We start from the raw sequence: 21,276 nt of genomic DNA, 5'->3' as shown, positions 1-21,276 counted from the left end.
GTCGTCGTCTCAGGGGGCCGCCTGTCTGCGAGTCGGGTGCCGGTCGGGTGTGGCTGGGCGCGCAGTTCCCCGCGCCCCTGAGGCGGCACCTTCGCCCCCCGTCGTCGTCTCAGGGGGCCGCCTGTCTGCGAGTCGGGTGCCGGTCGGGTGTGGCTGGGCGCGCAGTTCCCCGCGCCCCTGAGGCGGCACCTTCGCCCCGTCGTCGTCTCAGGGTGCCGCCTTCGCCCCGGCGGCGTGTCAGGTGGCCGCAACCGCCTCCACGATCGAGGGAAACGCGTCGGTCGGGAGGATGCGCGTCAGGCGCAGGCCCGCTCCGACGAGGAGTGCGGCGAACTCGTCCTCCGTCCGTTCCCGGCCGTCCACGATCGCCGCCATCGCCACGTCCAGGGTCTTGCCGATGTGCGGTTCGTTGCCGGACGGCAGGACGCAGTCGACGATCAGCAGGCGCGCGTCCGGCGCCATCGCCGCACGGCAGTTGCGCAGGATCCGCTCGCAGTCGTCGTCCGGCCAGTCGTGCAGGACGTGCTTGAGCACGTAGACGTCGCCGCCCTGGGGGACCTCCGCGAAGAAGTCCCCGGACTCGGCCCGCCATCTGCCGCGCAGCTCCTCGTCGGTGCCCAGGAGGTGCGTGCTCACGGCGGGTGTCTGGTCGAAGAGGACACCCGTCAGGCCGGGCCGCCCGCGCAGGACCGCACGGAGCAGCCCGCCGCGGCCGCCGCCGACGTCGACCACGGTGCCCTTCTCCGGGAACGGGTACGTCCCGGCGATCACCGCGTCGACCGGGCCCGACAGCGACGCCATGCCGCTGTCGAAGAGCTCCCGCAGCGCGGGGTCCTCGGCCAGGTACGCGAAGAACGGCTTGCCGAAGACCCGTTCGAAGGACGGGCCCGCCTTGCGCACCGTCTCCTCAAGCCCCGCGGAGGTCCGCCGGAACGCCTCGTCGGTCAGCATCACGACCGCCGCGTGCAGCGAGTCCGGCACGTCGGTGCGGAGCGCGTGCGCGAGCGGGGTCAGGTGGAACGCGCCCGCCCCGTCCTCGCGGAAGACCCCGCGGGTGGCGAGATAGCGCAGGACGCGGCGGAGGTGGCCGGCGTGGGTGCCGGTCAGCTCCGCCAGTTGCCCGGCGGTGCGCGGGCCCGTCGCCAGATGGTCGGCCACCCGGCAGAGCGCCGCCGTGCGCAGCGCCGCCGAGAAGAGATGCCCCAGTGCGTGGTCCGTGAGCTGCCCGGTCACGTCCCGCACGCCACCGTCACCGTTCTCGGGTCTGTCCACCATGGATCCCCTCCGTGGGAGTCGGAGCGTCCACGGTCCCAAGGGGACGGCCGGGAGGGAACGGTACGCGGGGGACGCGTGACGGGAATGAGCCACCACGAACCACGGCTGACCAAGACCCTTTTCGCTGATCGCTCAGAGCGAACATGGCTCGGGGAACAACTCGGCGCTCATAACCATTGAGTCCATACAGCTCAACTTGAATGCCGAAGGGGAGATCATGGCTACTGAGTCCACCTCGTACACACCGCTCACTCTGCCTGTGCTGCCGCTCGACGACGAGGTGGTCCTGCCCGGCATGGTGGTTCCGTTCGACCTCTCGGACGCCGATGTGCGCGCCGCGGTGGAGGCCGCCCAGGCGGCGGCCCGCTCCACCGGCGACAGCAAGCCGAAGGTGCTGCTTGTTCCGCGCATCGACGGGACGTACGCCGCGACCGGTGTCCTCGGCACCGTCGAGCAGGTCGGCCGGCTCTCCGACGGCGATCCCGGCGCCCTCATCCGTGGCCGGAGCCGCGTGCGCATCGGCGCGGGCACGACCGGGCCCGGCGCCGCCCTCTGGGTCGAGGGGCAGAAGCTCGACGACGCCGTGCCCGACCCCCTGCCCGGCGCCGTCACCGAGCTCGTCAAGGAGTACAAGGCGCTCGCCACCAGCTGGCTGAAGAAGCGCGGCGCCTGGCAGGTCGTCGACCGCGTCACGCAGATCGACGACGTCTCCGCCCTCGCCGACAACTCCGGTTACTCGCCGTTCCTGACCACCCAGCAGAAGGTCCAGCTCCTGGAGACCGAGGACGCGGTCGCCCGGCTCAGGCTCGCCACCGAACAGCTGCGCGAGCACCTCGCCGAGCAGGACGTCGCCGAGTCCATCGCCAAGGACGTACAGGAGGGCGTGGACAAGCAGCAGCGCGAGTTCCTGCTGCGGCGCCAGCTCGACGCCGTCCGCAAGGAGCTGCGCGAGATCAACGGCGAGAAGGAGGGCGAGGAGTCCGACGACTACCGCGCCCGCGTCGAGGCCGCCGACCTGCCCGAGAAGGTCCGCGAGGCCGCCCTCAAGGAGGTCGACAAGCTGGAGCGCGCGAGCGACCAGTCGCCCGAGGGTTCGTGGATCCGCACGTGGCTCGACACCGTCCTCGAACTGCCGTGGAACGAGCGCACCGAGGATGCGTACGACATCAAGGGCGCCCAGCAGATCCTGGACGCCGAGCACTCCGGCCTCCAGGACGTGAAGGAGCGCATCACCGAGTACCTCGCGGTGCGCAAGCGCCGCGCCGACCGCGGCCTCGGCGTCGTCGGCGGGCGCCGCGGCGGCGCCGTGCTCGCCCTCGTCGGCCCGCCCGGCGTCGGCAAGACCTCGCTCGGCGAGTCCGTCGCGCACGCCATGGGCCGCAAGTTCGTGCGCGTCGCGCTCGGCGGCGTACGGGACGAGGCGGAGATCCGCGGCCACCGCCGTACGTACGTGGGGGCGCTGCCGGGCCGGATCGTGCGGGCCATCAAGGAGGCCGGGTCGATGAACCCGGTCGTGCTCCTCGACGAGATCGACAAGGTGGGCTCGGACTTCCGGGGCGACCCGGCCGCCGCCCTCCTCGAAGTCCTCGACCCGGCCCAGAACCACACCTTCCGGGACCACTACCTGGAGGTCGAACTGGACCTCAGCGACGTCGTCTTCCTCGCCACGGCGAACGTGCTCGAAGCCATCCCCGAGGCGCTGCTCGACCGCATGGAGCTCGTCCGCCTCGACGGCTACACCGAGGACGAGAAGGTCGTCATCGCCCGCGACCACCTGCTCCCGCGCCAGCTCGACCGGGCCGGCCTGGAGAAGGACGAGGTGACCCTCGACGAGAGCGCGCTGCGCAAGCTCGCCGGTGAGTACACGCGCGAGGCGGGCGTGCGCAACCTGGAGCGGTCCGTGGCGCGGCTGCTCCGCAAGGTCGCGGCCCAGCACGAACTGGGCGAGCGTGAGCTGCCGTTCACCGTCACCGACGCGGACCTGCGCGAGCTGCTCGGGCGGCCGCGGCACGTGCCCGAGTCCGCCCAGGACCCGGCCGAGCGGCGCACGTCGGTGCCGGGCGTGGCGACCGGGCTCGCGGTCACGGGCGCCGGCGGTGACGTGCTGTTCGTGGAGGCGTCGCTCGCGGACCCGGAGACGGGCGCCTCGGGGCTCACGCTCACCGGCCAGCTGGGCGACGTCATGAAGGAGTCGGCGCAGATCGCGCTGAGCTTCCTCCGCTCGCACGGCGCCGAGCTGGAGCTGCCCGTCGGCGACCTGAAGGAGCGGGGCGTGCACGTCCACTTCCCGGCCGGCGCGGTCCCCAAGGACGGGCCGAGCGCGGGCATCACGCTGACGACGGCCCTCGCCTCGCTGCTCAGCGGGCGGCTCGTCCGTACGGATGTGGCGATGACCGGTGAGGTCTCGCTGACCGGCCGCGTCCTGCCGATCGGCGGCGTCAAGCAGAAGCTGCTCGCCGCGCACCGCGCCGGGATCACCACGGTGATCATCCCGAAGCGGAACGAGGCGGACCTCGACGACGTACCGGCCGAGGTCCTGGAGAAGCTGGACGTCCACGCGGTGACGGACGTGCGCCAGGTGCTCGAACTGGCGCTCACGGAGGCCGAGGTGAAGGTCCCGGCGGCCGCGTAGGACGTAGGGAGGGAGAGGCGGCCACCCCCGTGCCGGGGTGGCCGCCGTCCGCGCGCTCAGCCGTTGGCGAGCGCCTGCACCCGGTCGAGGGCGCCGTTGAACTTGTTGTGGTCGCCGACCGTCGGGCCCGACGAGGTGTACTGCCACATCGTGTGGAAGCCCCAGCCGGCCGGGAGCTCACCGGGGCTGGTGTTGTAGCGGGCGATCCACAGCGGGTTGCTGGCGCCGAAGCCGCTGTAGTTGCCGGTGCACTGCTTCCACCAGCTGGTGGCGGTGTAGATGACGGCGTCGCGCCCGGTGCGGGCCTTGTACGTGTTCAGGAAGTCCCGGATCCAGCTGACCATGCCCGCCTGGGTCTTGCCGAAGCAGGCCGCCCCGTACGGGTTCCACTCGATGTCGAGGGCGCCCGGCAGCGTCTTGCCGTCGCGCGACCAGCCGCCGCCGTTGTCCACGAAGTAGTTGGCCTGGGCGGCGCCGCTCGCGGTGTCGGGCGTCGCGAAGTGGTACGCGCCGCGGATCATGCCCACGTTGTACGAACCGTTGTACTGCTGGGCGAAGTAGGGGTTCTTGTAGTACGTCCCCTCGGTGGCCTTGACGTAGGCCCACTTCACACCGCTGTTCCACAGCGTCGACCAGGCGACGTTGCCCTGGTGGCTGCTGACGTCGACGCCCTCGGTCTGGGTGGCACCGCCACCGCTGGGCAGACCGCCCTGGCCGTCGTGCTCGATGACGCCCTGGCCGAGGCGGGCGGAGCCGCGCGGGGGGACGTCGTCATCCGCCCGAGCCGCCGTGGGGAGCGCCAGGAGGAGGGAGAGGGCGGAGAGTGCTGCGAGGAGAACCCCCGCCGGCGACAAGCGCGAGCGGCGGGCAGGTCCGGGTCTGTGCACGGGCATGGGTATGCCTCCGAAGGCCTCGGTGGTGCGCTGGGGGGACCTTGCGACATGTCGAATGGTGTGAACATGTCACTTGAAAAGCTACGCACGTAGACCGCCGCCAGGGAAGAGGGGCGGGTCGCTGCCGTTGGTCCACTCCTGTGGCGGTGCCTGCCGCGCGGGACCGTCTCCACCTTGCGAAATACTGGTCAGGCCGCTGCCGCCACGGCCGCGGCGCGAGGGCCTTCCGGCGATAACTTTCAGAATCGGGAAAGCGGACATGGGTGCTGGAGAAGAGCGTGGGGAGCGCGGCGCGCGGGACGCCGCCGAACAGGGTGAGGACCGCGAGTTCCTCGCCCTGGAGCGGGAGTTGTCGGTCCTGCTGCGCCGCGCGCGGGCCTCGTCGGGCGAGATGGCGCGCCAGGTCCACCCCGACCTGGAACCCGCCGCGTACGGACTGCTCGTCCGCCTGGACGACTCCGGCCCGCAGCGCGCCACCGACCTCGCGGCCTTCATCGGCGTCGGCAAGGCCACGATGAGCCGCCAGCTGCGGGCACTTGAGGAGCTCGGTCTGGTCGCCCGCGAGCCGGACCCGGCCGACGGGCGCGCCTGGCTCATCCGGCTCACGCCCGGCGGCCGCACCCGCTTCCGCACGGTGCGCGCCGCCCGCCGCGCCAGTTACGTGCGCCGTCTCGCGAGCTGGGACCGGGCGGAGGTCGCCGAACTCGCCCGGCTGCTCGGCCGCCTGAACGCGAGCGCGGACTCGTGAGCCGTACGCGCCAGCCGGTTGGCCGACTTGTGAGCCGTACGCGCACGGGCGGCGCGTGAACCGTACGCGCGCAGGCGGCGCGTGACCTGGGGCCCGCGCAGCCCGGGTCACAGCTCCGCGTACACGACCGCCGCGTCGTCGTGCCGCTTCCCGCGCGGGAAGGCGAGGCGGTCCGGGTCCGCGCGCTCCAACTCCCGCACCCGGTCGATCAGGTGCTGCGGACCCTCCTTGCGCAGCAGCGCGAAGCACTCGGCCCAGCCGCCCTCGCGGAACGTCTCGACCCACCGCCCGGCCCCGTCGGTGAGCGCCGCCACCGCCGTGACGTCCGCCCGCGGCGCCTCACCCGTCACGGCGCGCAGGGCGGCCGAGGGGTCGGCGGCGGCGGTGAAGAAGCCGTCCTCCGCGTTGCGCAGCGCCTCGACCGCGACTCCGTAGGCGCGGGCCGCCGCGTCCCGTTCGGCCGAGCCCCGGGGCAGGGCGCGCACCTCGTCGCGCAGGGCCCGGACGGCGGGTGGCAGTTCGGCCAGGCGGCGGTCGAGCACGGCGGTCACGGCGCCGCCGGGGCCCGCCAGGAGGAGCGCCGAGTCGGACAGGACCAGGTGCTCGACGCGGTCCGCGTCCCACCGTACGAGCACGACGGTTGCCTGAGGTGTGCGTGGGTGAGAAAGGTCACAGGTTGAACCATGTGACTCGGCGGTACGTGAAATGCCGGCCGCGAGGATCTCAGCGAGCGTCATATCCGGGCGTGAAACGGACAGTTCGCCCAGCGCGCCGCCGAGTCGCGAAGTGAACCAGGGGACGGAATGCGGACAGCCCACCGGGCCCTCGGGCGGCGTCACGCCGTCCAGGAGGACGAGCGATCCACCCTGTCCGGACGCGGGAAGCGCGACCGCCGCGTAGTCCTCGTTGGGGCGTGCGGGGTCGCCGGGCTCGGTGGCGAGTTCGATGCGCATCCGGCCAGTCTGCACGAGCCCTTCACAAGGTCCACCAGAAGCCGCAAAGGGGCACCGGACCGGCTCGTACGGGCGGACCGTGCGCCGGAATTCGACCGGAATGATCAACTCCGGCAAGGGTGTGGCGGCGCATCCTGCCAAAGCCGATGGGAGACGTCCAACCGGCACACCGGACGGGCCCCGCACCGGCCCTGCCGGGACTTGCCCGCCAACTCCCCGCCGATGTTCACTCCTTCGGGTGGCCGGCCAGGCGATGCGCGACCGCCACTCACCGGCACTGGAAGGGTCAGGAGCCGTACCGGGGGGAGCGCTCGTGTTGACAGGTCGTCACCCGGGCCCAAGGGCAGACGAAAACGAGAATGCGAGCACCGGTGCAGAAGATGCGGCCTCGGCGCAAAGGCAAGCAGACGGCCCCTGACGGGGCCACGCCGGGCGCGACCACTCCGACCGAGCGTGCGCCGGAGGGTACGGCCACGGACGCCTCCGCGGGCGCGGCTCCACACCCTGGAGCGGCTTCCTTTCCGGCCACCGGGGCGGGCGTGAACACGGCCGCCGCTCCGGGCGGGGCCGCGGCCCCCGGCGGCAAGGCCGCCACTGCTGACGGCAAGGCCGGCGCGGCTGCCGGTCAGGCGGGCATGCCTGCCGGTAAGGCCGCTCCTCATTCCGGTGCATCAGGCGCTCCTGCCGGTGCGGCGGGCGCCCCTGACGGCAAGGCCGCCGCGCCTGTCGGCAAGCCCGGCGGTCCCGACGCCTCCGTCCCGGCACCCTCCACCCCGGCGGCCCCCGTCAACAAGGCGCCCACCGCCCGTGTACGCAATCGGCTGATCGTCGCCGTCGCCGTCGTGGCCGCCGCCGTCGCGGGAGCGGGCGCGCCCGCCGTCATCGCGGCGTCCGACCGGCTGAACGACACCCAGAGCCTGGTGACGCTCGCCGAACAGACCCAGCAGGCGGTCTCCCTCGGCCACTCCCTCGCCGACGAGCGGGACGAGGTCACGTCCTTCATCGCCGCCGGGCGCCCCCAGGGCAAGGGCCTCTCCGAGAGCCGCAGCGCCCGCGTGGACCGGCAGGTCGACGAGCTCCGCGGCGCCGACACGCCCCCCGCGCTCCGCGCCGATCTCGCCGACATCGCGGCCGTACGCAGAGCGGCGCTCACCGGCAAGAGCACCGCTCTCGAAGCCCACGAGGCGTACACCAAGGTCATCGCCGAGCTCCACGGCCTCACCCGCGACCTCGCCGAGCGGCTGCCCCCCGAGGCGAACCGGGGCGCCCTCGCCCTCGCCGACCTCGACCACGCCGTCGAACAGGCCGCCGTCGCCCGCGGCCTGCTCCTCGCCGCCCTCTCCCTGCCGCGCTCCACCGGCACCGCCGTCGACCCCGTCACCGGCCTGCCCACCGACGGCACCGAGGAGGCCCCGGCCGACGCGAAGCGCCGCGACGAGCTCAGCGGCGCCGCCCAGCGGGCCCGCGTCCGCGAGCTGGCCGCCCTCGCCGACTTCCGCGACGCGGCAGGCGACCCGGCCCGCGCCACGTACGAGTCGACCGTCACGGGCGCCGAGGTCAGCGCCGCGGAGAAGTACCTGGAGCGCCTCACCGACCAGCCCACGCTCTCCACCGACGAGCGGCGCTACGACCGCAAGAAGGTCGACGCCGCGCTCTCCGCCCGCATCGAGACGATGCGCGGCGCCGAGTCCGCGCTCGGCGTCGAGCGCACCAAGCACCTCGCCCAGCTGCGCGACGACGACGTCACGGCCCTGGAGATCCGCATCGCGCTCGTCGGCGTCTGCCTGCTCGTCGCGGTCGGCTTCGCCATGGGCACGGCCCGCTCGCTGACCCGCCCGCTCGCCGTCCTGCGCCTCGGCTCGGCCCGCCTCGCCACCGAGCCCGCGCCCCAGGAGCCGATCCGCTTCACCGGCCGCGACGACGAGTTCGCCCAGGTCGTCCGCTCCGTCAACGCGCTGCACGGCCACGCGGCCGCCCTCACCGAGCGCCTCGCCACCCTCGAATCGGACCGCAAGCACCTCATCGGGCAGCGGCAGTCCATGGCCGACGAGCGCGCGGCGCTGCGCGAGGAGCTCGCCGAGGCCTCCGCGCATCTGGAGCAGGTGCGCCAGTCCATCCACGGCACCTTCGTCAACCTCGCCCTGCGCACCCTCGGCCTGGTCGAGCGCCAGCTCGCCGTCATCGAGAACCTGGAGGACCGCGAGCAGGACCCCGACCGGCTCGCCACCCTCTTCAAGCTCGACCACCTCGCCACGGTCATGCGCAGGCACAGCGAGAACCTCCTGGTCCTCGCCGGCGCCGAGCACGGCCACCAGCACCCCGGCGCGGTCCCGCTCGTCGACGTCGTACGCGCTGCGGTCTCCGAGATCGAGCGGTACGAACGCGTCCGCATCGCCACGCTGCCGCCGCACGCGCACGTGGCGGGGTTCGCCGCCGACGACATCAGCCACCTCACCGCCGAGCTCCTGGAGAACGCGACCTCGTTCTCGCCGCCGGACGCCTCCGTCGAGGTCTCCGGCTGGCTCCTGGAGAACGGCGAGGTCATGCTCTCCGTCCAGGACGAGGGCATCGGCGTCCCGCAGGAGCGGATGCGGGAGCTCAACGCCCGCCTCACGGACTTCGATCCCGACGCCGTGCACGACCAGGAGAGCGGCGACGGACTCGGGCTCGGCCTCTACGTCGTCGCGCGGCTCGCGGCCCGGCACGGGGCGCGCGTGCGGCTGCGGGAGCAGAAGCAGGGCGGTGTCGCGGCGGTCGTGGTGCTGCCCGAGGGAATCCTCGCGGACGCGCCCGCACCGGCCGCACCGGCCGCCGTGGTCGCGCCGCCGCGCGCCGGTGAGCCCCTGACGCACCTGCCCGGCTCCGCGGCCGAGGCCAACTCCAATGTCCTTCCCGGGCGTCTGACCAGCGCACCCGGTGAGGATCCGCTGATCGCGGCGGCCGAGCGGACGCTGGAGACGGCGCTCCCCTCGCCTTCGGCTTCGCCTGCTCCCGAGCCGGAGCCCGAGACCAAGCCGGAACCGGAGGCCAAGCCTTCAGCCGACTCCGACGCCAACTCCGGCACTGATACCGACTCCGACTCCGACTCCGAGTCCGCGTCCGACTCCGGCCCTTCGCCCTCGGCGGAGACCACGATGGAGCTCGTGCCGCCGCAGCGCCTGGCGCCGGACCCGGACGACGACCCGGCACCGGACCCGGCCCCGGAGCCCGCCGAGGCCCCCGCGCCCCCCAAGTGGGAGCGCGTCACCGACAAGGGGCTGCCCAAGCGCACCCCGAAGATCACCGCGCCCGCGGCCGCCGCGCCCAAGCCGCGCACCGGCTCCGTGGACGCCGAAGCACTCCGCCGCCGCCTCGGCGGCTTCCACCAGGGCGCGATCAGCGGCCGACGGGACGTGGAGGCCGAGATCGCGGGGGAAGACGCGGGGGAAGAGACGACGAAGCCGTCGGACCAGAATGAACGAGCCGCAGACGTAATGGGGGACTCAGTCGAGGAGGCAAGCAGTTGACTGCGCCCATGCGCACGCCCAGTTCGTCCGCCACACCCGCAAAACCCGCACGACCCGCCGAGCGTGCCGAACCGGCCGCACCGACCGGATCCGCGGGCCTGAGCAGTGAAGCCCGCAATCTGCACTGGCTCCTGACCAACCTGGTGGAGGAGGTGCCCGGACTGCTCTCCGTCGCGGTCGTCTCCTCCGACGGGCTGCTGCTGCTCTCGTCCGACCCCGGGCGCAACGCCGAGCGCCCCGCGGCGAAGCCCTCGGGGCCCAAGGGGTCCAGCGCGGACCTCGCCACCATCGTCTCCGGGCTCGGCTCCCTCACCATCGGCGCCGCGAAGCTGATGGACGGCGGAGCGGTCAAGCAGACCGTCGTCGCCATGGAGGAGGGCAGCCTCTTCGTGATGTCGATCAGCGACGGCTCGCTGCTCGGCGTGCACGCCACACCGGACTGCGACATGAGCGTCGTCGCGTACCACATGGCGCTCTTCGTCGGCCGCGCCGGGCACGTCCTCACCCCCGAACTCCGCAGCGAGCTGCGCCAGTCGATGGAGAGCGCCCGATGAGCAGCAGGAGCAGCAGCCGCAAGTCGCCGAAGCTGCCGCAGCGCGGCGGCGACCGAAAACCCGCCCGGGTGCGGCCCTACTCGCTGACCGGCGGGCGGACCAGGTTCGGGCACGTCCTGCTCGTCGAGACGTTCGTGGCCAGCAACCCGGCGCTCGAAGCGCCCGACGAGCGCCTCGAACTGCCCAAGGGCTCGCTGTCGAAGGTCATGCCGGAGATGCGGGCGATCGTCGAGATCTGCCGCCGCATGCGTACGGTCGCGGAGATCGCGGCGCTCCTGAAGATGCCGCTCGGCGTGGTCCGCGTACTGCTCAGCGACCTCGCCGACCAGGGAAAGATCCGCGTGTACGGTACGGGCCACGGCCCGGGACAGCCCGACCGCGCACTGCTGGAAAGGGTGCTGAGTGGACTCCGCCGTCTCTGAACTCCTCGACAACGAGGGTCAGTTGCAGGCCTGGCAGACGGACAGGTCACGTGCCCCGATCGCCACGAAGATAGTGGTGGCGGGCGGTTTCGGCGTCGGCAAGACGACGCTGGTGACCGCCGTCTCCGAGATCACGCCCCTCCAGACGGAGGCGCTGATGACGCAGGCGAGCGCCGACACCGACGATCTGAGCGGGACCCCGGAGAAGACGACCACCACGGTCGCCATGGACTTCGGCCGCATCACGCTCGACGACGACCTGGTGCTCTACCTCTTCGGCACGCCGGGCCAGCAGCGCTTCTGGTTCATGTGGGACGACCTGGTGCGCGGCGCGATCGGCGCCGTCGTGCTGGCCGACACCCGCCGCCTCTCCGACTGCTTCCCGGCGCTCGACTACTTCGAGAGCTGCGGCCTGCCGTACATCGTCGCCGTCAACCACTTCGACGGCAGCGAGAGGTTCGAGCCGGCGGACGTGCGGGAGGCCCTGACGGTGCCGCCGCACATACCGGTGCTGATCATGGACGCACGGCGGCGCATCTCGGTCATCGAGTCGCTGCTCGCCCTGGTCGGCCACGCGCTCGACGTAACCCCTGAGTAAGAGAAGGACCCTCATGCGGAAGATACTTGTCGTCGGAGCCGGGCAGTCCGGGCTCCAGATCGCTCTCGGGCTCCAGGCGCAGGGGTACGAGGTCACCCTGATGTCCAACCGCACGGCGGACGAGATCCGGTCCGGCCGTGTCATGTCCACGCAGTGCATGTTCCACACCGCGCTCCAGCACGAGCGCGACATCCAGGCGAACTTTTGGGAGTCGCAGGCCCCGAAGATCGAGGGCGTCGGCGTCTCCGTCGCGGGACCGGACGGCTCCCGTGCCATCGACTGGGTCGGCAAGCTCGACGGATACGCCCAGTCCGTCGACCAGCGCGTGAAGATGGCGGGCTGGATGGAGACGTTCGCGCAGCGCGGCGGCCAGCTGGTCATCCACGGCGCGGCGGTCTCCGACCTCGACTACTTCGCGCGCACCTACGACCTGGTGCTCGTCTCCGCCGGCAAGGGCGAACTCGTCTCGATGTTCGAGCGCGACGCGGCCCGCTCCCCGTTCGCCGAGCCGCAGCGCGCTCTCTCGGTGGCGTACGTCCACGGGCTCGGCCCGCGCCCCGAGCACCCCGAGTTCGACGCGGTGCGCTGCAACCTCGTGCCCGGCGTCGGCGAGCTCTTCGTCATGCCGACGCTCACCACGTCGGGCCGCGCGGACATCCTCTTCTGGGAGGGCGTCCCCGGCGGCCCGCTCGACGTCTTCCAGGGCATCAAGGACCCCAGCGAGCACCTGGCGCTCACCCTCGAACTCCTGGAGAAGTTCCTGCCCTGGGAGTACGCGCGCGCGACGAAGGTCGAGCTGACCGACGCGGGCGGCACGCTGGCCGGGCGGTACGCCCCCACCGTGCGCAAGCCCATCGGCCGGCTGCCCAGCGGCGGCCTGGTCCTCGGCGTCGCCGACGTCGTCGTCGCCAACGACCCGATCACCGGCCAGGGCTCCAACTCGGCGTCCAAGTGCGCCGCCTCGTACATCTCCTCCATCGTCGAGCACGGCGACAAGCCGTTCGACGCGGAGTGGATGCAGTCGGCGTTCGACCGCTACTGGGAGACGGCGCAGTCCGTCACCAAGTGGACCAACGCCATGCTGGGCGCCCCGCCGGAGCACGTCCTGAACATCCTCGGCGCGGCCGGTCAGATGCAGCCGGTCGCCGACCGGTTCGCCAACGGCTTCAACGACCCGGCCGACTTCGAGAACTTCTTCTTCGACCCGGAGAAGGCGGCCGCCTACCTGGAGTCCGTGGCGTCCGGCGCCTGACCCCTGCCGTACCCGAGGTCGCTGCCCGAGGTGGCGCCCTCGGGCAGCCTCGGCGGCGTGTACGAGGACACGGCCCGGCCCTTCGGGTCGGGCCGCATCGCCCCGAGGACCGGGTTGGCCGCGATCGGTGAGACCTTGACGCGGGTGCCGGGGCGCGGCGCCTGGACGACCTTGCCGTCGCCCAGGTACATCGCCACGTGCGTGGCCTTGCGGAAGTAGACGACGAGGTCGCCCGGGCGCAGCTTCGACAGGGGGATGCGGCGCAGCTCGGCCCACTGCTCCTGGCTGGTCCGCGGGATCTTCCGGCCGGCGTGCGCCCAGGCCCGCGAGGTCAGCCCGGAGCAGTCGAACGCCTTCGGGCCCTCGGCGCCCCACTTGTAGGGCCGCCCGATCTGCCGGACCGCGTAGTCGAGCGCCTTGTCGCCCTGCCGCGAGGGCGGTCGGGTGCCGGGGCTGCCGCCGGGCGCGCCGGGTGTCCCGGGTGCTCCGGGGGTCCCGGGTGCTCCGGGGGTCCCGTACGTTACGCGCGTCCCAGGCTCGCCGAGCGCGCCCGACGCCAGGAACCTCTCCTGCGCCTCCGCCGTACCCGCCTCCTCCGCCTGGCGCAGCGCGGCCAGCTGCTCCGCGCTCAGGGAGGAGAGCAGCTCCTCGACCTCCCGCAGCTGCCCCTCGACCTTGTCCCGCTGCTTCCTCTGCCGCGCGGCGAGGGCGGCCCGGTCCGCCAGGGCCTTCTTCGCCGCCCTCGCGAGGTCGTCCGCCCTCTTCTCGCCGCCGACCAGCCGCTCCACGGTGGCGGCCCGGCCCGCGGCGACCCGCCCGAGCACGTGCCCCTGGTCGAGGGCGCGCTGCGGGTCGCGGGCGAGCAGCAGGCGTACGTAGGGGGAGAGCTCGGTGGCGCCCTGATACTGCTGCCGGGCGAACAGGCCGGCGTCGCCCCGGCTGTCGCGCACCGCGGCGCGCGCCTTCGCCAGCGCGACGTCCAGGGCCTTGGCCCTGGCCTTCTGCTTCTTCAGCTTCTCCTCGGTCGCGTTGTACGTCTCCGAGGCCTCCTCGGCCGACTGGTACAGGCGGTGAAGGTCCGTCAGGAGGGCCGTGACGCTCTGCCCTTCCGGGGTCGGGGCCGCCTGGGCCGGGGGAGCGGTCGTGCACAGGGCGCCGAGGGCGGCCCCGGTGCAGACCCACCGCAGCAGCGTGTCTGACACGTCATCACCTCCGGTGCGCGGAGGACTCTCCTGCGCGCAGGGTGAGCTTCCGGCCCGGCCGAGGGGTTCGCCTCCCGGCGGGGGCGGTCGGCGCAACCTGGGTCACCCTTGCAGGGGGCGTCGGCGTGGTGGGTTGCGTCGTGTCGTTCATGTCTGCGGATGGGTGGGGGCTGGTCGCGCCCGCGCGGCGGAGCCGCACATGTCACAGCCCCGCGCCCCTGGAACACCCCTGCGGGGTGCGCTTCAGGAGGGCGGGGTGAAGGTTCGGGGTCAGGGGCGCGGGGAACTGCGCGGCCAGCCACGATCTGCCCACAGAGGCGCACGGTCAGCGGGGTCCCGGTTTCGACCACGGCCACTTCAAGCCGCCCCCGTTGTCGCCGGCCGCGTCGAACTCGTACTGCCACCTCGCGCCGAGCGAGACCCGGCTGCGGCCCGCCGCGGGAGTACGGCGGTAGACCAGGACCGTCGGCGGACCGCCCGCGTCGTCGGGGACCGGGACGCGGTACGTCTTCGGGGGATGCCCCGTCGGCCCGACGAGGATCGGGAGTACCCGGCCGTCCAGGGGGCCGCCCACGAACGGGGTGTCTTCGCTCTTCACGCCCCCAGTGTCACACCCCGCACGCCGAGGACGCTCAGAGCAGGTGTGCCGCGTCGGCCACGACCGGCAGTACGCCGCGCGCGAGGTCGCCGACGGGTCCCTCCGGCGTCTCCAGGGTCAGCGCCCACCGGACGACGTCCGCGGTCTGCGGGTCGCGTCCCGCCGTCGTCACGAGCACCGCCATGAACTGCTCGACGAGCATGTCCCGCAGGTCGTCGAGGGGCGGCTGCTTCTCCTCGTCCAGCCAGATCAGCGAGGCCGCCTCGACCGCCGTGATCCACATCCGTACGGTCATCCGCAGCCGCGGACCCGGCTCCGGCACGCCCAGGTGGCTGAGGATGTGCTCGGCGGCGGCCCGGCGCACGCCGTCCACGATGGCGGTCGTGCGCGAGGTCTCCACGACGCTGCCGCCCTGAAGCAGGGCGCTGAACCCCGCGTCGTGCTGGTCGACGAAGGCCAGGTACCGGTCGAGTGCGCGGGAGAGCCGCCGGGTGAGGGGGCCCTCCGGCGGCTCGGCGAAGCACTGCTCCAGCTCGTCGGCGGCGGACCGCAGCGCGGCCTCGTACAGCTGCTGCTTCCCGCCGGGGAAGTACCGGTACACGAGCGGACGCGAGACCCCGGCCGCCTCCGCGACGTCGTCGAGGTTGACCTCCTCCGGCGCCCGGTGCGCGAAGAGCGTGAGCGCGGACTCCAGAAGCTGCCGCCGCCGCGCCTCGACGCTCATGCGACGGTAAGCGGGAGAGGCAGCAGGCAAGCTCATGCCAGGCAGCGTAACGCGGGGCGCGCCGCGCCAGGGAGCGCGCCCAGCCCCTGGGGCGCCCCGCAGGGGCGTTTCAAGGGGCGCGGGGCTGTGACATATGCGGCTCCGCCGCGCGGGCGCGCCCAGCCCCTGGGGCGCCCCGCAGGGGCGTTTCAAGGGGCGCGGGGAACTGCGCGACCCGCCACAGCGCACCCGCAGCAAAAAACCTAGGCCAACAACCCCGAACTCCGCCAAAGCCGTCGCCCGACACCTCGCATCACACCAATGTCGTCCAAAAAGTCAGTGAGCCGCTTCGCCCCGCTCTGCATGACCTCCCTGCGGTGCCCGCTCGCCTTCACCTGGGCCACGGCCTCCCGCCGGTCGAGGCCGACGTTCGTGTAGACCTCGGGGTTGACGAAGGCGATGGAGAAGACCCGCGCGGCCTCGCCGCAGCTGAGCCGCGTGAGCTCGCGCTCCCAGTGGGGCGCGGTCACCATCTGGCGCCGCAACTCCTCCCGCGCGTACCGCACATGGCGCGCCTCCTCGACGACGTGGATGCGGGTCACCCCGCGCACCAGCGTCTGGACGCGCTCGTCCGGGAACGTGAGCCGCTGCATCCAGTCGAGGATCTCCTCGCCGAGCAGCGTGCAGGCGAAGGAGCCGGGCGTGGTGGAGACCGTCTTCAGGACGCGCGCGAGGTTGTGGTTGAGGCGCGAGACCGGGTACGTCGGGGCGCCGCCCTTCTGGATCATCCGGGCGAACATCATCGAGTGCCTGCACTCGTCGGCGATCTCCGTGAGGGCGTACCGCACATGGGCGCTGGTCACGGACTTGTCGTAGATGTGCCGGACGAGCAGCTGCATCAGGATGATCTCGAACCAGATGCCGAGCGAGGCGAGCGAGGCGGCCTCGTGCCGGGCGAGGTCGAGCCGCTGCTCCTCGGACATCCGCCGCCACATGGGGGTGTCGTAGAGGGAGACGAGCTCCGGCGGCCAGAACCACTTGCCCTCCTCGACCGGCGCGTCCCAGTCGAGCTCCTTGTCGGGGTCGAAGGAGTGTTTGGCGGACGACTCCAGGAGCCGGGCGGCCACCTGCTCCCGGTCCTTGAGCAGCCCGAGTGCGTCCCGCAGGCCGTCGAGCGAAACGTCTTCCGTCACGGTCGTCATGACTGTTCCTGCCTTGTCGCGGGGTTACCGGCGGTCAACTCTTATGAGACTGCTTGTCAGCAAGGCCGTCAATCCCTTGTGCGCGACTTGTTGACCCCTTGTCCATCAGCGTGTGAGCCTGCCGTCATGGCGACGCATGAGCTTTACACCAGTCCGCCGGCTGGGCTCAACTGGCAAGTACCGTCCGCCGGTTCGGCCCGTTTCAGCTGGGAGTACGACGACGGGCGCGACCGCCTCCTCGCCCTCTACCAGAAGGGCAAGGACAAGCAGTGGGACGGCGCCAAGCGCATCGACTGGGACCTTGAGGTCGATCCGTACGACCCCCTCGGCACCCCCGACGAGTCGATGACCCTCTACGGCACGCCGCACTGGGCGAAGATGACCGACAGGGACAAGGGTGAGCTGCGCAAGCACTACGCCTCCTGGCAGTTCAGCCAGTTCCTCCACGGCGAGCAGGGCGCGATGGTGTGCGCGGCCCGCATCGTCGAGTCGGTCCCCGACCTGGACGCGAAGTTCTACTCCGCGACGCAGACCATGGACGAGGCGCGGCACGCGGAGATCTACGGCCGCTTCCTGCACGAGAAGATCGGGATGCTCTACCCGATCAACGACAACCTCCAGTCACTGCTCGGCGACACCCTGCGCGACTCCCGCTGGGACATGCCCTACCTCGGCATGCAGGTGCTCATAGAGGGCCTCGCGCTCGCCGCGTTCGGCATGCTCCGCGACACCACGGACAAGCCGCTGCCCAAGCAGATCCTCGCCTACGTCATGCAGGACGAGGCCCGGCACGTGGCGTTCGGCCGCATGGCGCTGCGCGACTACTACAAACAGCTCACGGACGCCGAACTGCGCGAGCGCGAGGAGTTCGTCATCGAGGGCTGCTACCTGATGCGCGACAGGCTGCGCGGCGTCGAGGTCCTGGAGAACTTCGGCATCCCCAAGGCGCAGGCCCACGAGTACAGCGAGCACTCCGAATTCCTCGCCCTCTTCCGGCAGTTGCTGTTCTCCCGCATCGTGCCGTGCGTCAAGGACATCGGCCTGTGGGGCAAGCGCCTCCAGGAGGCCTACGTCGACATGGGCGTCTTCGAGATGGGCGACGCCAACCTCGACCGGCTCATGGCGGAGGACGAGGAGATCGCCGAGAAGCTGGACGCGGAGCGCTTCGCGGCCGAGGAGCGGGAGCGCGTGGCGGAGGTGCGGGACGCCATCGCGTCGGGCGGGGCGCACTGATTCCACCGGGGAAGTCCCGCCGGGGAATCAGCGCGCGCCGAGCGCCGCCTTCATCACCGCCCGCGCGATCGGCGCCGCGCTGCCGCCCCCGCTGATGTCGCCGCGGTCCGCCGACGCGTCCTCGACCACCACGGCGACCGCCACCGACGGCTCCGGGTCGTCGGCCGCCTGCGCCCAGGAGATGAACCAGGCGTACGGCGTACCGGAGTTGTCGACGCCGTGCTGCGCCGTGCCCGTCTTGCCGCCGACCGTCACCCCGCGGATCGCCGCGTTCGTGCCGGTGCCCTCCTCGACGACCTGCGTCATCATCTCCCGCAGCTGCGCCGCCGTGCCCGGTGTCATCGCCTGGCGCAGCGTCCTGGTCCCCGTGGTGGCGACCACGTCGCCGTCGTCGCTCGTCGTACGGTCCACGAGGCGCGGGGACCTGACCGAGCCGCCGTTCGCCACGGCCGCCGACACCATCGCCATCTGGAGTGGCGTCGCCCGGGTGTCGTACTGCCCGATGGCGGAGAGCGCGAGCTGCGCCTTGTCCATCGACGTGTCGAAGCGGGACGCGGCGACGGCCGACGGGATCCGCAGCCCGCCGTCGTCGAACCCGAAGCCGCGCGCCGTCCGCGTCATCGGGCCGAGACCCGTGGCGACGCCGAGCTTCGCGAACATCGTGTTGCAGGACCACTGGAAGGCGTAGCGCAGGCTCGCGTTCTTGCAGCCCTCCACCTCGTTGGTCAACTGCGTGCTGGTGCCGGGCAGGGTGTACGGGGCGGGGGACCTGGTCGGCGCGTCCAGGTCCGTCACCGTGCCCGAGTCGAGCGCCGCCGCGGCCGTCACCACCTTGAACGTCGAACCGGGCGGATACGTCTGCCGGATCGCCCGGTTCAGCATCGGCCTGTCCGGGCTGCCGTTCAGCTCCGCCCAGCTGTCGGCGACCGACCCACGGGTCCCGGAGAGCCGTTCGGGGTCGTACGAAGGGGTGCTGACCAGGGCGAGGATCTTCCCGGTCGACGGTTCGAGCGCGACGACCGCGCCCCGCTTGCCGCCGAGACCCGCGTACGCCGCCTGCTGCACCGGCGCCTTGATGGTGGTCTCGACCTTGCCGCCCGGGTTCTGCGTGCGCGTGATGTCGTTCCACAGGGGGAGCGGGGCGAGCATCGGATCGGTGCCGGAGAGGATGTCGTCCTCGGCGTCCTCCAGGAAGGTCGTGCCGTACACCTGCGAGGCGAAGCCTGTCACGGGTGCGTACAACGGACCGTTGCGGTACGTCCGTTCGTAGCGGAGCTGCTCGCCGGTGTCCCTGGAGCCGGTGACGGGCCGCCCGTCGACGAGGATGTCGCCGCGCGGCTGGCCGAAGCGGACGATGGCGTTGCGGCGGTTGGCCGGGTTGTCGTCGAGCGCGCCGGCCTCGACGACCTGGACGCGGGTGGCGTTGGCGAGCAGGGCGATGAGCAGCAGCGCGCAGAACGCGGCGGCGTGCCGGATGTGCCGTGTCACGCGGGCTCCGCGGGGACGGGCTGGCCGCGCGCCGAGTCGCTGACCCGGATCAGCAGCGCCACGATGATCCAGTTGGTGACGACCGAAGAACCGCCCTGCGCGAGGAACGGCATCGCCATGCCGGTGAGCGGGATGAGCCCCATGACGCCGCCCGCGATCACGAACACCTGGAGCGCGACGATCGAGGCGAGCCCGATCGCGAGCAGCCGCCCGAACGCGTCGCGCAGCGCGAGCCCGGCCCGGAAGCCGCGCTCCACGAGCAGCGCGTAGAGCAGGAAGATCGCGCAGAGTCCCGCGAGCCCGAGCTCCTCGCCCGCCGTGGCCAGGATGAAGTCGGACTTCGCGGCGAAGCCGATGAGGATGGAGTGGCCGTGGCCGAGTCCGGTGCCGAGCATCCCCCCTGCCGCGAACGCGAAGAGGGACTGGGCGAGTTGGTTCGGCCCCTGCCCGGCTTCGACGGAGGCGAAGGGGTGCAGCCAGTCCGCCACGCGGCTGTGGACGTGCGGTTCGAGCGACCCGACCGCGAACGCGCCGAACGCGGCGAGCAGCAGGCCGACCGCGATCCAGCCGATGCGGCCCGTGGCGACGTACAGCAGGATCACGAAGAGCCCGAAGAAGAGCAGCGAGGTGCCGAGGTCGCGCTCCAGGACGAGGACGCCGACGCTCAGCAGCCAGATCGCGACGATGGGGCCGAGGACGCGTCCGGTGGGCAGCTGGAGGCGCTGGAACCGCCAGACGGTGCGGCCGGTGTGGGCGAGGGCGTTGCGGTTGGCGGCGAGGTAGCTGGCGAAGAAGACCGCGAGCAGGATCTTCGCGAACTCGCCGGGCTGGATGGAGAAGCCGCCGATCCTGATCCAGATCCGGGCGCCGTTCACGGCGGGGAAGAGGATCGGCACGATCATCAGGATCAGGGCGGTGACGACGGAGAGGTAGGCGTAGCGCTGTAGCACGCGGTGGTCGCGCAGGACGAGGACGGCGACGATGAAGAGGGCCACGCCGACCGTCGACCAGATCAGCTGGGCGGGCGCGGCCTCGTCGTCCGGGGTCTCCAGGTCGAGCCGGTAGATGAGGACCAGGCCCAGGCCGTTGAGGAGCACCGCGATGGGCAGCAGCAGCGGATCGGCGTACGGGGCGCGGAAGCGGACGGCGAGGTGCGCGAGGAGGGCGAGCACGCCGAGCCCGGCGCCGTAACCGGCGGCGCCGGGCGGGACGGTGCCGTGTCGGGCGAGGCCGACGTCGCAGTAGCCGTACACGGAGAGCAGGACGGCGACGACGAGCAGGGCGAGCTCGGTGCCGCGGCGCCTGGGGACGTGGCCGGTCCGGACAGCGGGGCCCGCTGGGGGTGCGGGGTCCGCGCTGGTTCCGGCCATGCCCGGAACGTAGCAAGCAATCGCCCTGAAGTCCGCTTATGCCGCCTATGTCGGCCGGGCCGTCAGCACCAGCGGGGCACCTTCCCGATGTTGGCGATGTAGTGCGCGGACCCCCAGGCCCAGGTCCCGTCGGTGAGCAGGTACCAGACGTTGTTGTTGACGACGCGGTCGCCCTTGCTCCGGCAGAAGATGGTGACGACCTTGCCGTGGGGGACGGTGCGGACCACCTTGCTGCCGCGGGTCGGGGAGGTGCGGAGCAGGAGCCCGCTCTTGGCGGTGACGCGGCCCTTGTACACGGGTGGCTTGCTCTCGGCCTTCACGGTCTTGCCCACCTTTTTGGGCTTGTTGACCTTGTCGACCTTGGTGGGCTTGCTGACCTTGTCGGGCTTGGCGGTCTTGGCGGGCTTACTGGTTTTGCCGGTCTTCTCGGGCTTGTCGGTCTTCTGGACCTTCTCCACCTTCTGGGTCTTGCCGGTCTTGCTCGGCTTGCCGGTGTTGTCGGGGTCGTCCAGGGCCGCGGCCGGGCCGGTGACGGTGAGTGCGGCGAGAGCGCAGCCGGCGGTGACCGTGCCGAGCCGGATGGCGGTGCCACGCAGGGACATGAGTGCTCCTCAGGTAAGCGAGTGGGGCGGCCGACCGGTTACGCA

The 21,276-nt window shown here is 72.1% G+C and carries 18 protein-coding genes; 8 read left to right on the top strand and 10 right to left on the bottom strand.

What is annotated here, in order from left to right; all coding sequences use genetic code 11:
• Positions 1-237 precede the first annotated feature (237 nt).
• The gene (locus tag ACZ4Z4_RS22390; protein ID WP_468329843.1) at positions 238-1,275 is read right to left on the bottom strand and encodes a methyltransferase; all 1,038 of its coding nucleotides are present in this window, start codon (positions 1,273-1,275) and stop codon (positions 238-240) included.
• A 217-nt stretch (positions 1,276-1,492) separates the two neighbouring features.
• Here ACZ4Z4_RS22390 and lon point away from each other — a divergent pair, with 217 nt between their 5' ends.
• Positions 1,493-3,907 (top strand): endopeptidase La, encoded by a 2,415-nt coding sequence (gene lon / locus ACZ4Z4_RS22385; RefSeq protein ID WP_468329840.1) that lies wholly within the window; start codon positions 1,493-1,495, stop codon positions 3,905-3,907.
• Between the two features lie 56 nt (positions 3,908-3,963).
• On the opposite strand, the gene ACZ4Z4_RS22380 is transcribed toward lon, so the two are convergent.
• The gene (locus ACZ4Z4_RS22380; RefSeq protein WP_468329838.1) at positions 3,964-4,800 is read right to left on the bottom strand and encodes a lysozyme; all 837 of its coding nucleotides are present in this window, start codon (positions 4,798-4,800) and stop codon (positions 3,964-3,966) included.
• A 259-nt stretch (positions 4,801-5,059) separates the two neighbouring features.
• Here ACZ4Z4_RS22380 and ACZ4Z4_RS22375 point away from each other — a divergent pair, with 259 nt between their 5' ends.
• On the top strand, positions 5,060-5,548 hold the full coding sequence (locus ACZ4Z4_RS22375) for a MarR family winged helix-turn-helix transcriptional regulator (RefSeq protein ID WP_468329835.1): 489 nt from the start codon (positions 5,060-5,062) through the stop codon (positions 5,546-5,548).
• A 107-nt stretch (positions 5,549-5,655) separates the two neighbouring features.
• Here the strand turns inward: ACZ4Z4_RS22375 and ACZ4Z4_RS22370 are convergent, their stop codons facing one another.
• Entirely contained in the window at positions 5,656-6,501 is an 846-nt protein-coding gene (locus tag ACZ4Z4_RS22370) for a hypothetical protein (RefSeq protein ID WP_468329832.1), read from the bottom strand.
• 635 nt (positions 6,502-7,136) lie between these two features.
• Here ACZ4Z4_RS22370 and ACZ4Z4_RS22365 point away from each other — a divergent pair.
• From ACZ4Z4_RS22365 to ACZ4Z4_RS22345, 5 genes are read left to right on the top strand one after another with little or no spacing between them, the layout of a single operon-like run.
• Positions 7,137-10,007 carry a sensor histidine kinase gene (locus ACZ4Z4_RS22365; RefSeq protein WP_468330453.1) on the top strand — a complete coding sequence of 957 codons (2,871 nt, stop codon included), beginning with the start codon at positions 7,137-7,139 and terminating at the stop codon, positions 10,005-10,007.
• 8 nt (positions 10,008-10,015) lie between these two features.
• Positions 10,016-10,561, top strand: a complete 546-nt coding sequence (locus tag ACZ4Z4_RS22360) for a roadblock/LC7 domain-containing protein (RefSeq protein WP_468329829.1) — start codon at positions 10,016-10,018, stop codon at positions 10,559-10,561.
• A complete protein-coding gene (locus tag ACZ4Z4_RS22355) occupies positions 10,558-10,983 on the top strand; it encodes a DUF742 domain-containing protein (RefSeq protein ID WP_468329826.1) in 426 nt (141 codons plus the stop codon). Before ACZ4Z4_RS22360 ends, ACZ4Z4_RS22355 begins: the two co-directional genes overlap by 4 nt.
• Positions 10,964-11,581 carry a GTP-binding protein gene (locus ACZ4Z4_RS22350; RefSeq protein ID WP_468329823.1) on the top strand — a complete coding sequence of 206 codons (618 nt, stop codon included), beginning with the start codon at positions 10,964-10,966 and terminating at the stop codon, positions 11,579-11,581. Before ACZ4Z4_RS22355 ends, ACZ4Z4_RS22350 begins: the two co-directional genes overlap by 20 nt.
• A gap of 13 nt (positions 11,582-11,594) precedes the next feature.
• On the top strand, positions 11,595-12,833 hold the full coding sequence (locus ACZ4Z4_RS22345) for a styrene monooxygenase/indole monooxygenase family protein (RefSeq protein ID WP_468329820.1): 1,239 nt from the start codon (positions 11,595-11,597) through the stop codon (positions 12,831-12,833).
• On the opposite strand, the gene ACZ4Z4_RS22340 is transcribed toward ACZ4Z4_RS22345, so the two are convergent.
• From ACZ4Z4_RS22340 to ACZ4Z4_RS22325, 4 genes are all read right to left on the bottom strand, one after another.
• Positions 12,803-14,035 (bottom strand): C40 family peptidase, encoded by a 1,233-nt coding sequence (locus ACZ4Z4_RS22340; protein ID WP_468329817.1) that lies wholly within the window; start codon positions 14,033-14,035, stop codon positions 12,803-12,805. The two genes, ACZ4Z4_RS22345 and ACZ4Z4_RS22340, sit on opposite strands and share 31 nt — an antisense overlap.
• Before the next feature lie 325 nt (positions 14,036-14,360).
• Positions 14,361-14,633, bottom strand: coding sequence for a hypothetical protein (locus tag ACZ4Z4_RS22335; RefSeq protein WP_468329814.1), 273 nt, complete (start codon positions 14,631-14,633; stop codon positions 14,361-14,363).
• Between the two features lie 34 nt (positions 14,634-14,667).
• Positions 14,668-15,393, bottom strand: coding sequence for a TetR/AcrR family transcriptional regulator (locus ACZ4Z4_RS22330; RefSeq protein ID WP_468329811.1), 726 nt, complete (start codon positions 15,391-15,393; stop codon positions 14,668-14,670).
• A gap of 206 nt (positions 15,394-15,599) precedes the next feature.
• Entirely contained in the window at positions 15,600-16,538 is a 939-nt protein-coding gene (locus ACZ4Z4_RS22325) for an AurF N-oxygenase family protein (protein ID WP_468329808.1), read from the bottom strand.
• Positions 16,539-16,664: 126 nt separating this feature from the next.
• On the opposite strand from ACZ4Z4_RS22325, the gene ACZ4Z4_RS22320 reads away from it, so the two are divergent.
• The gene (locus ACZ4Z4_RS22320) at positions 16,665-17,771 is read left to right on the top strand and encodes a ferritin-like domain-containing protein (RefSeq protein WP_468329805.1); all 1,107 of its coding nucleotides are present in this window, start codon (positions 16,665-16,667) and stop codon (positions 17,769-17,771) included.
• 27 nt (positions 17,772-17,798) lie between these two features.
• Here ACZ4Z4_RS22320 and ACZ4Z4_RS22315 read toward each other — a convergent pair whose 3' ends face one another.
• The 3 genes from ACZ4Z4_RS22315 to ACZ4Z4_RS22305 all read right to left on the bottom strand — a co-directional run bounded on the left by ACZ4Z4_RS22315 (position 17,799) and on the right by ACZ4Z4_RS22305 (position 21,231).
• Positions 17,799-19,259 carry a peptidoglycan D,D-transpeptidase FtsI family protein gene (locus tag ACZ4Z4_RS22315; protein WP_468329802.1) on the bottom strand — a complete coding sequence of 487 codons (1,461 nt, stop codon included), beginning with the start codon at positions 19,257-19,259 and terminating at the stop codon, positions 17,799-17,801.
• A complete protein-coding gene (locus tag ACZ4Z4_RS22310) occupies positions 19,256-20,629 on the bottom strand; it encodes an FtsW/RodA/SpoVE family cell cycle protein (RefSeq protein WP_468329799.1) in 1,374 nt (457 codons plus the stop codon). Before ACZ4Z4_RS22310 ends, ACZ4Z4_RS22315 begins: the two co-directional genes overlap by 4 nt.
• A 62-nt stretch (positions 20,630-20,691) precedes the next feature.
• Positions 20,692-21,231, bottom strand: coding sequence for an SH3 domain-containing protein (locus ACZ4Z4_RS22305; protein WP_468329796.1), 540 nt, complete (start codon positions 21,229-21,231; stop codon positions 20,692-20,694).
• Positions 21,232-21,276: the final 45 nt, after the last annotated feature.

This window comes from Streptomyces sp. NPDC030245 (genome assembly GCF_055572995.1).
Note: the sequence above shows the minus strand (reverse complement) of the source record. Positions and strands in the feature narration are given on the sequence as shown.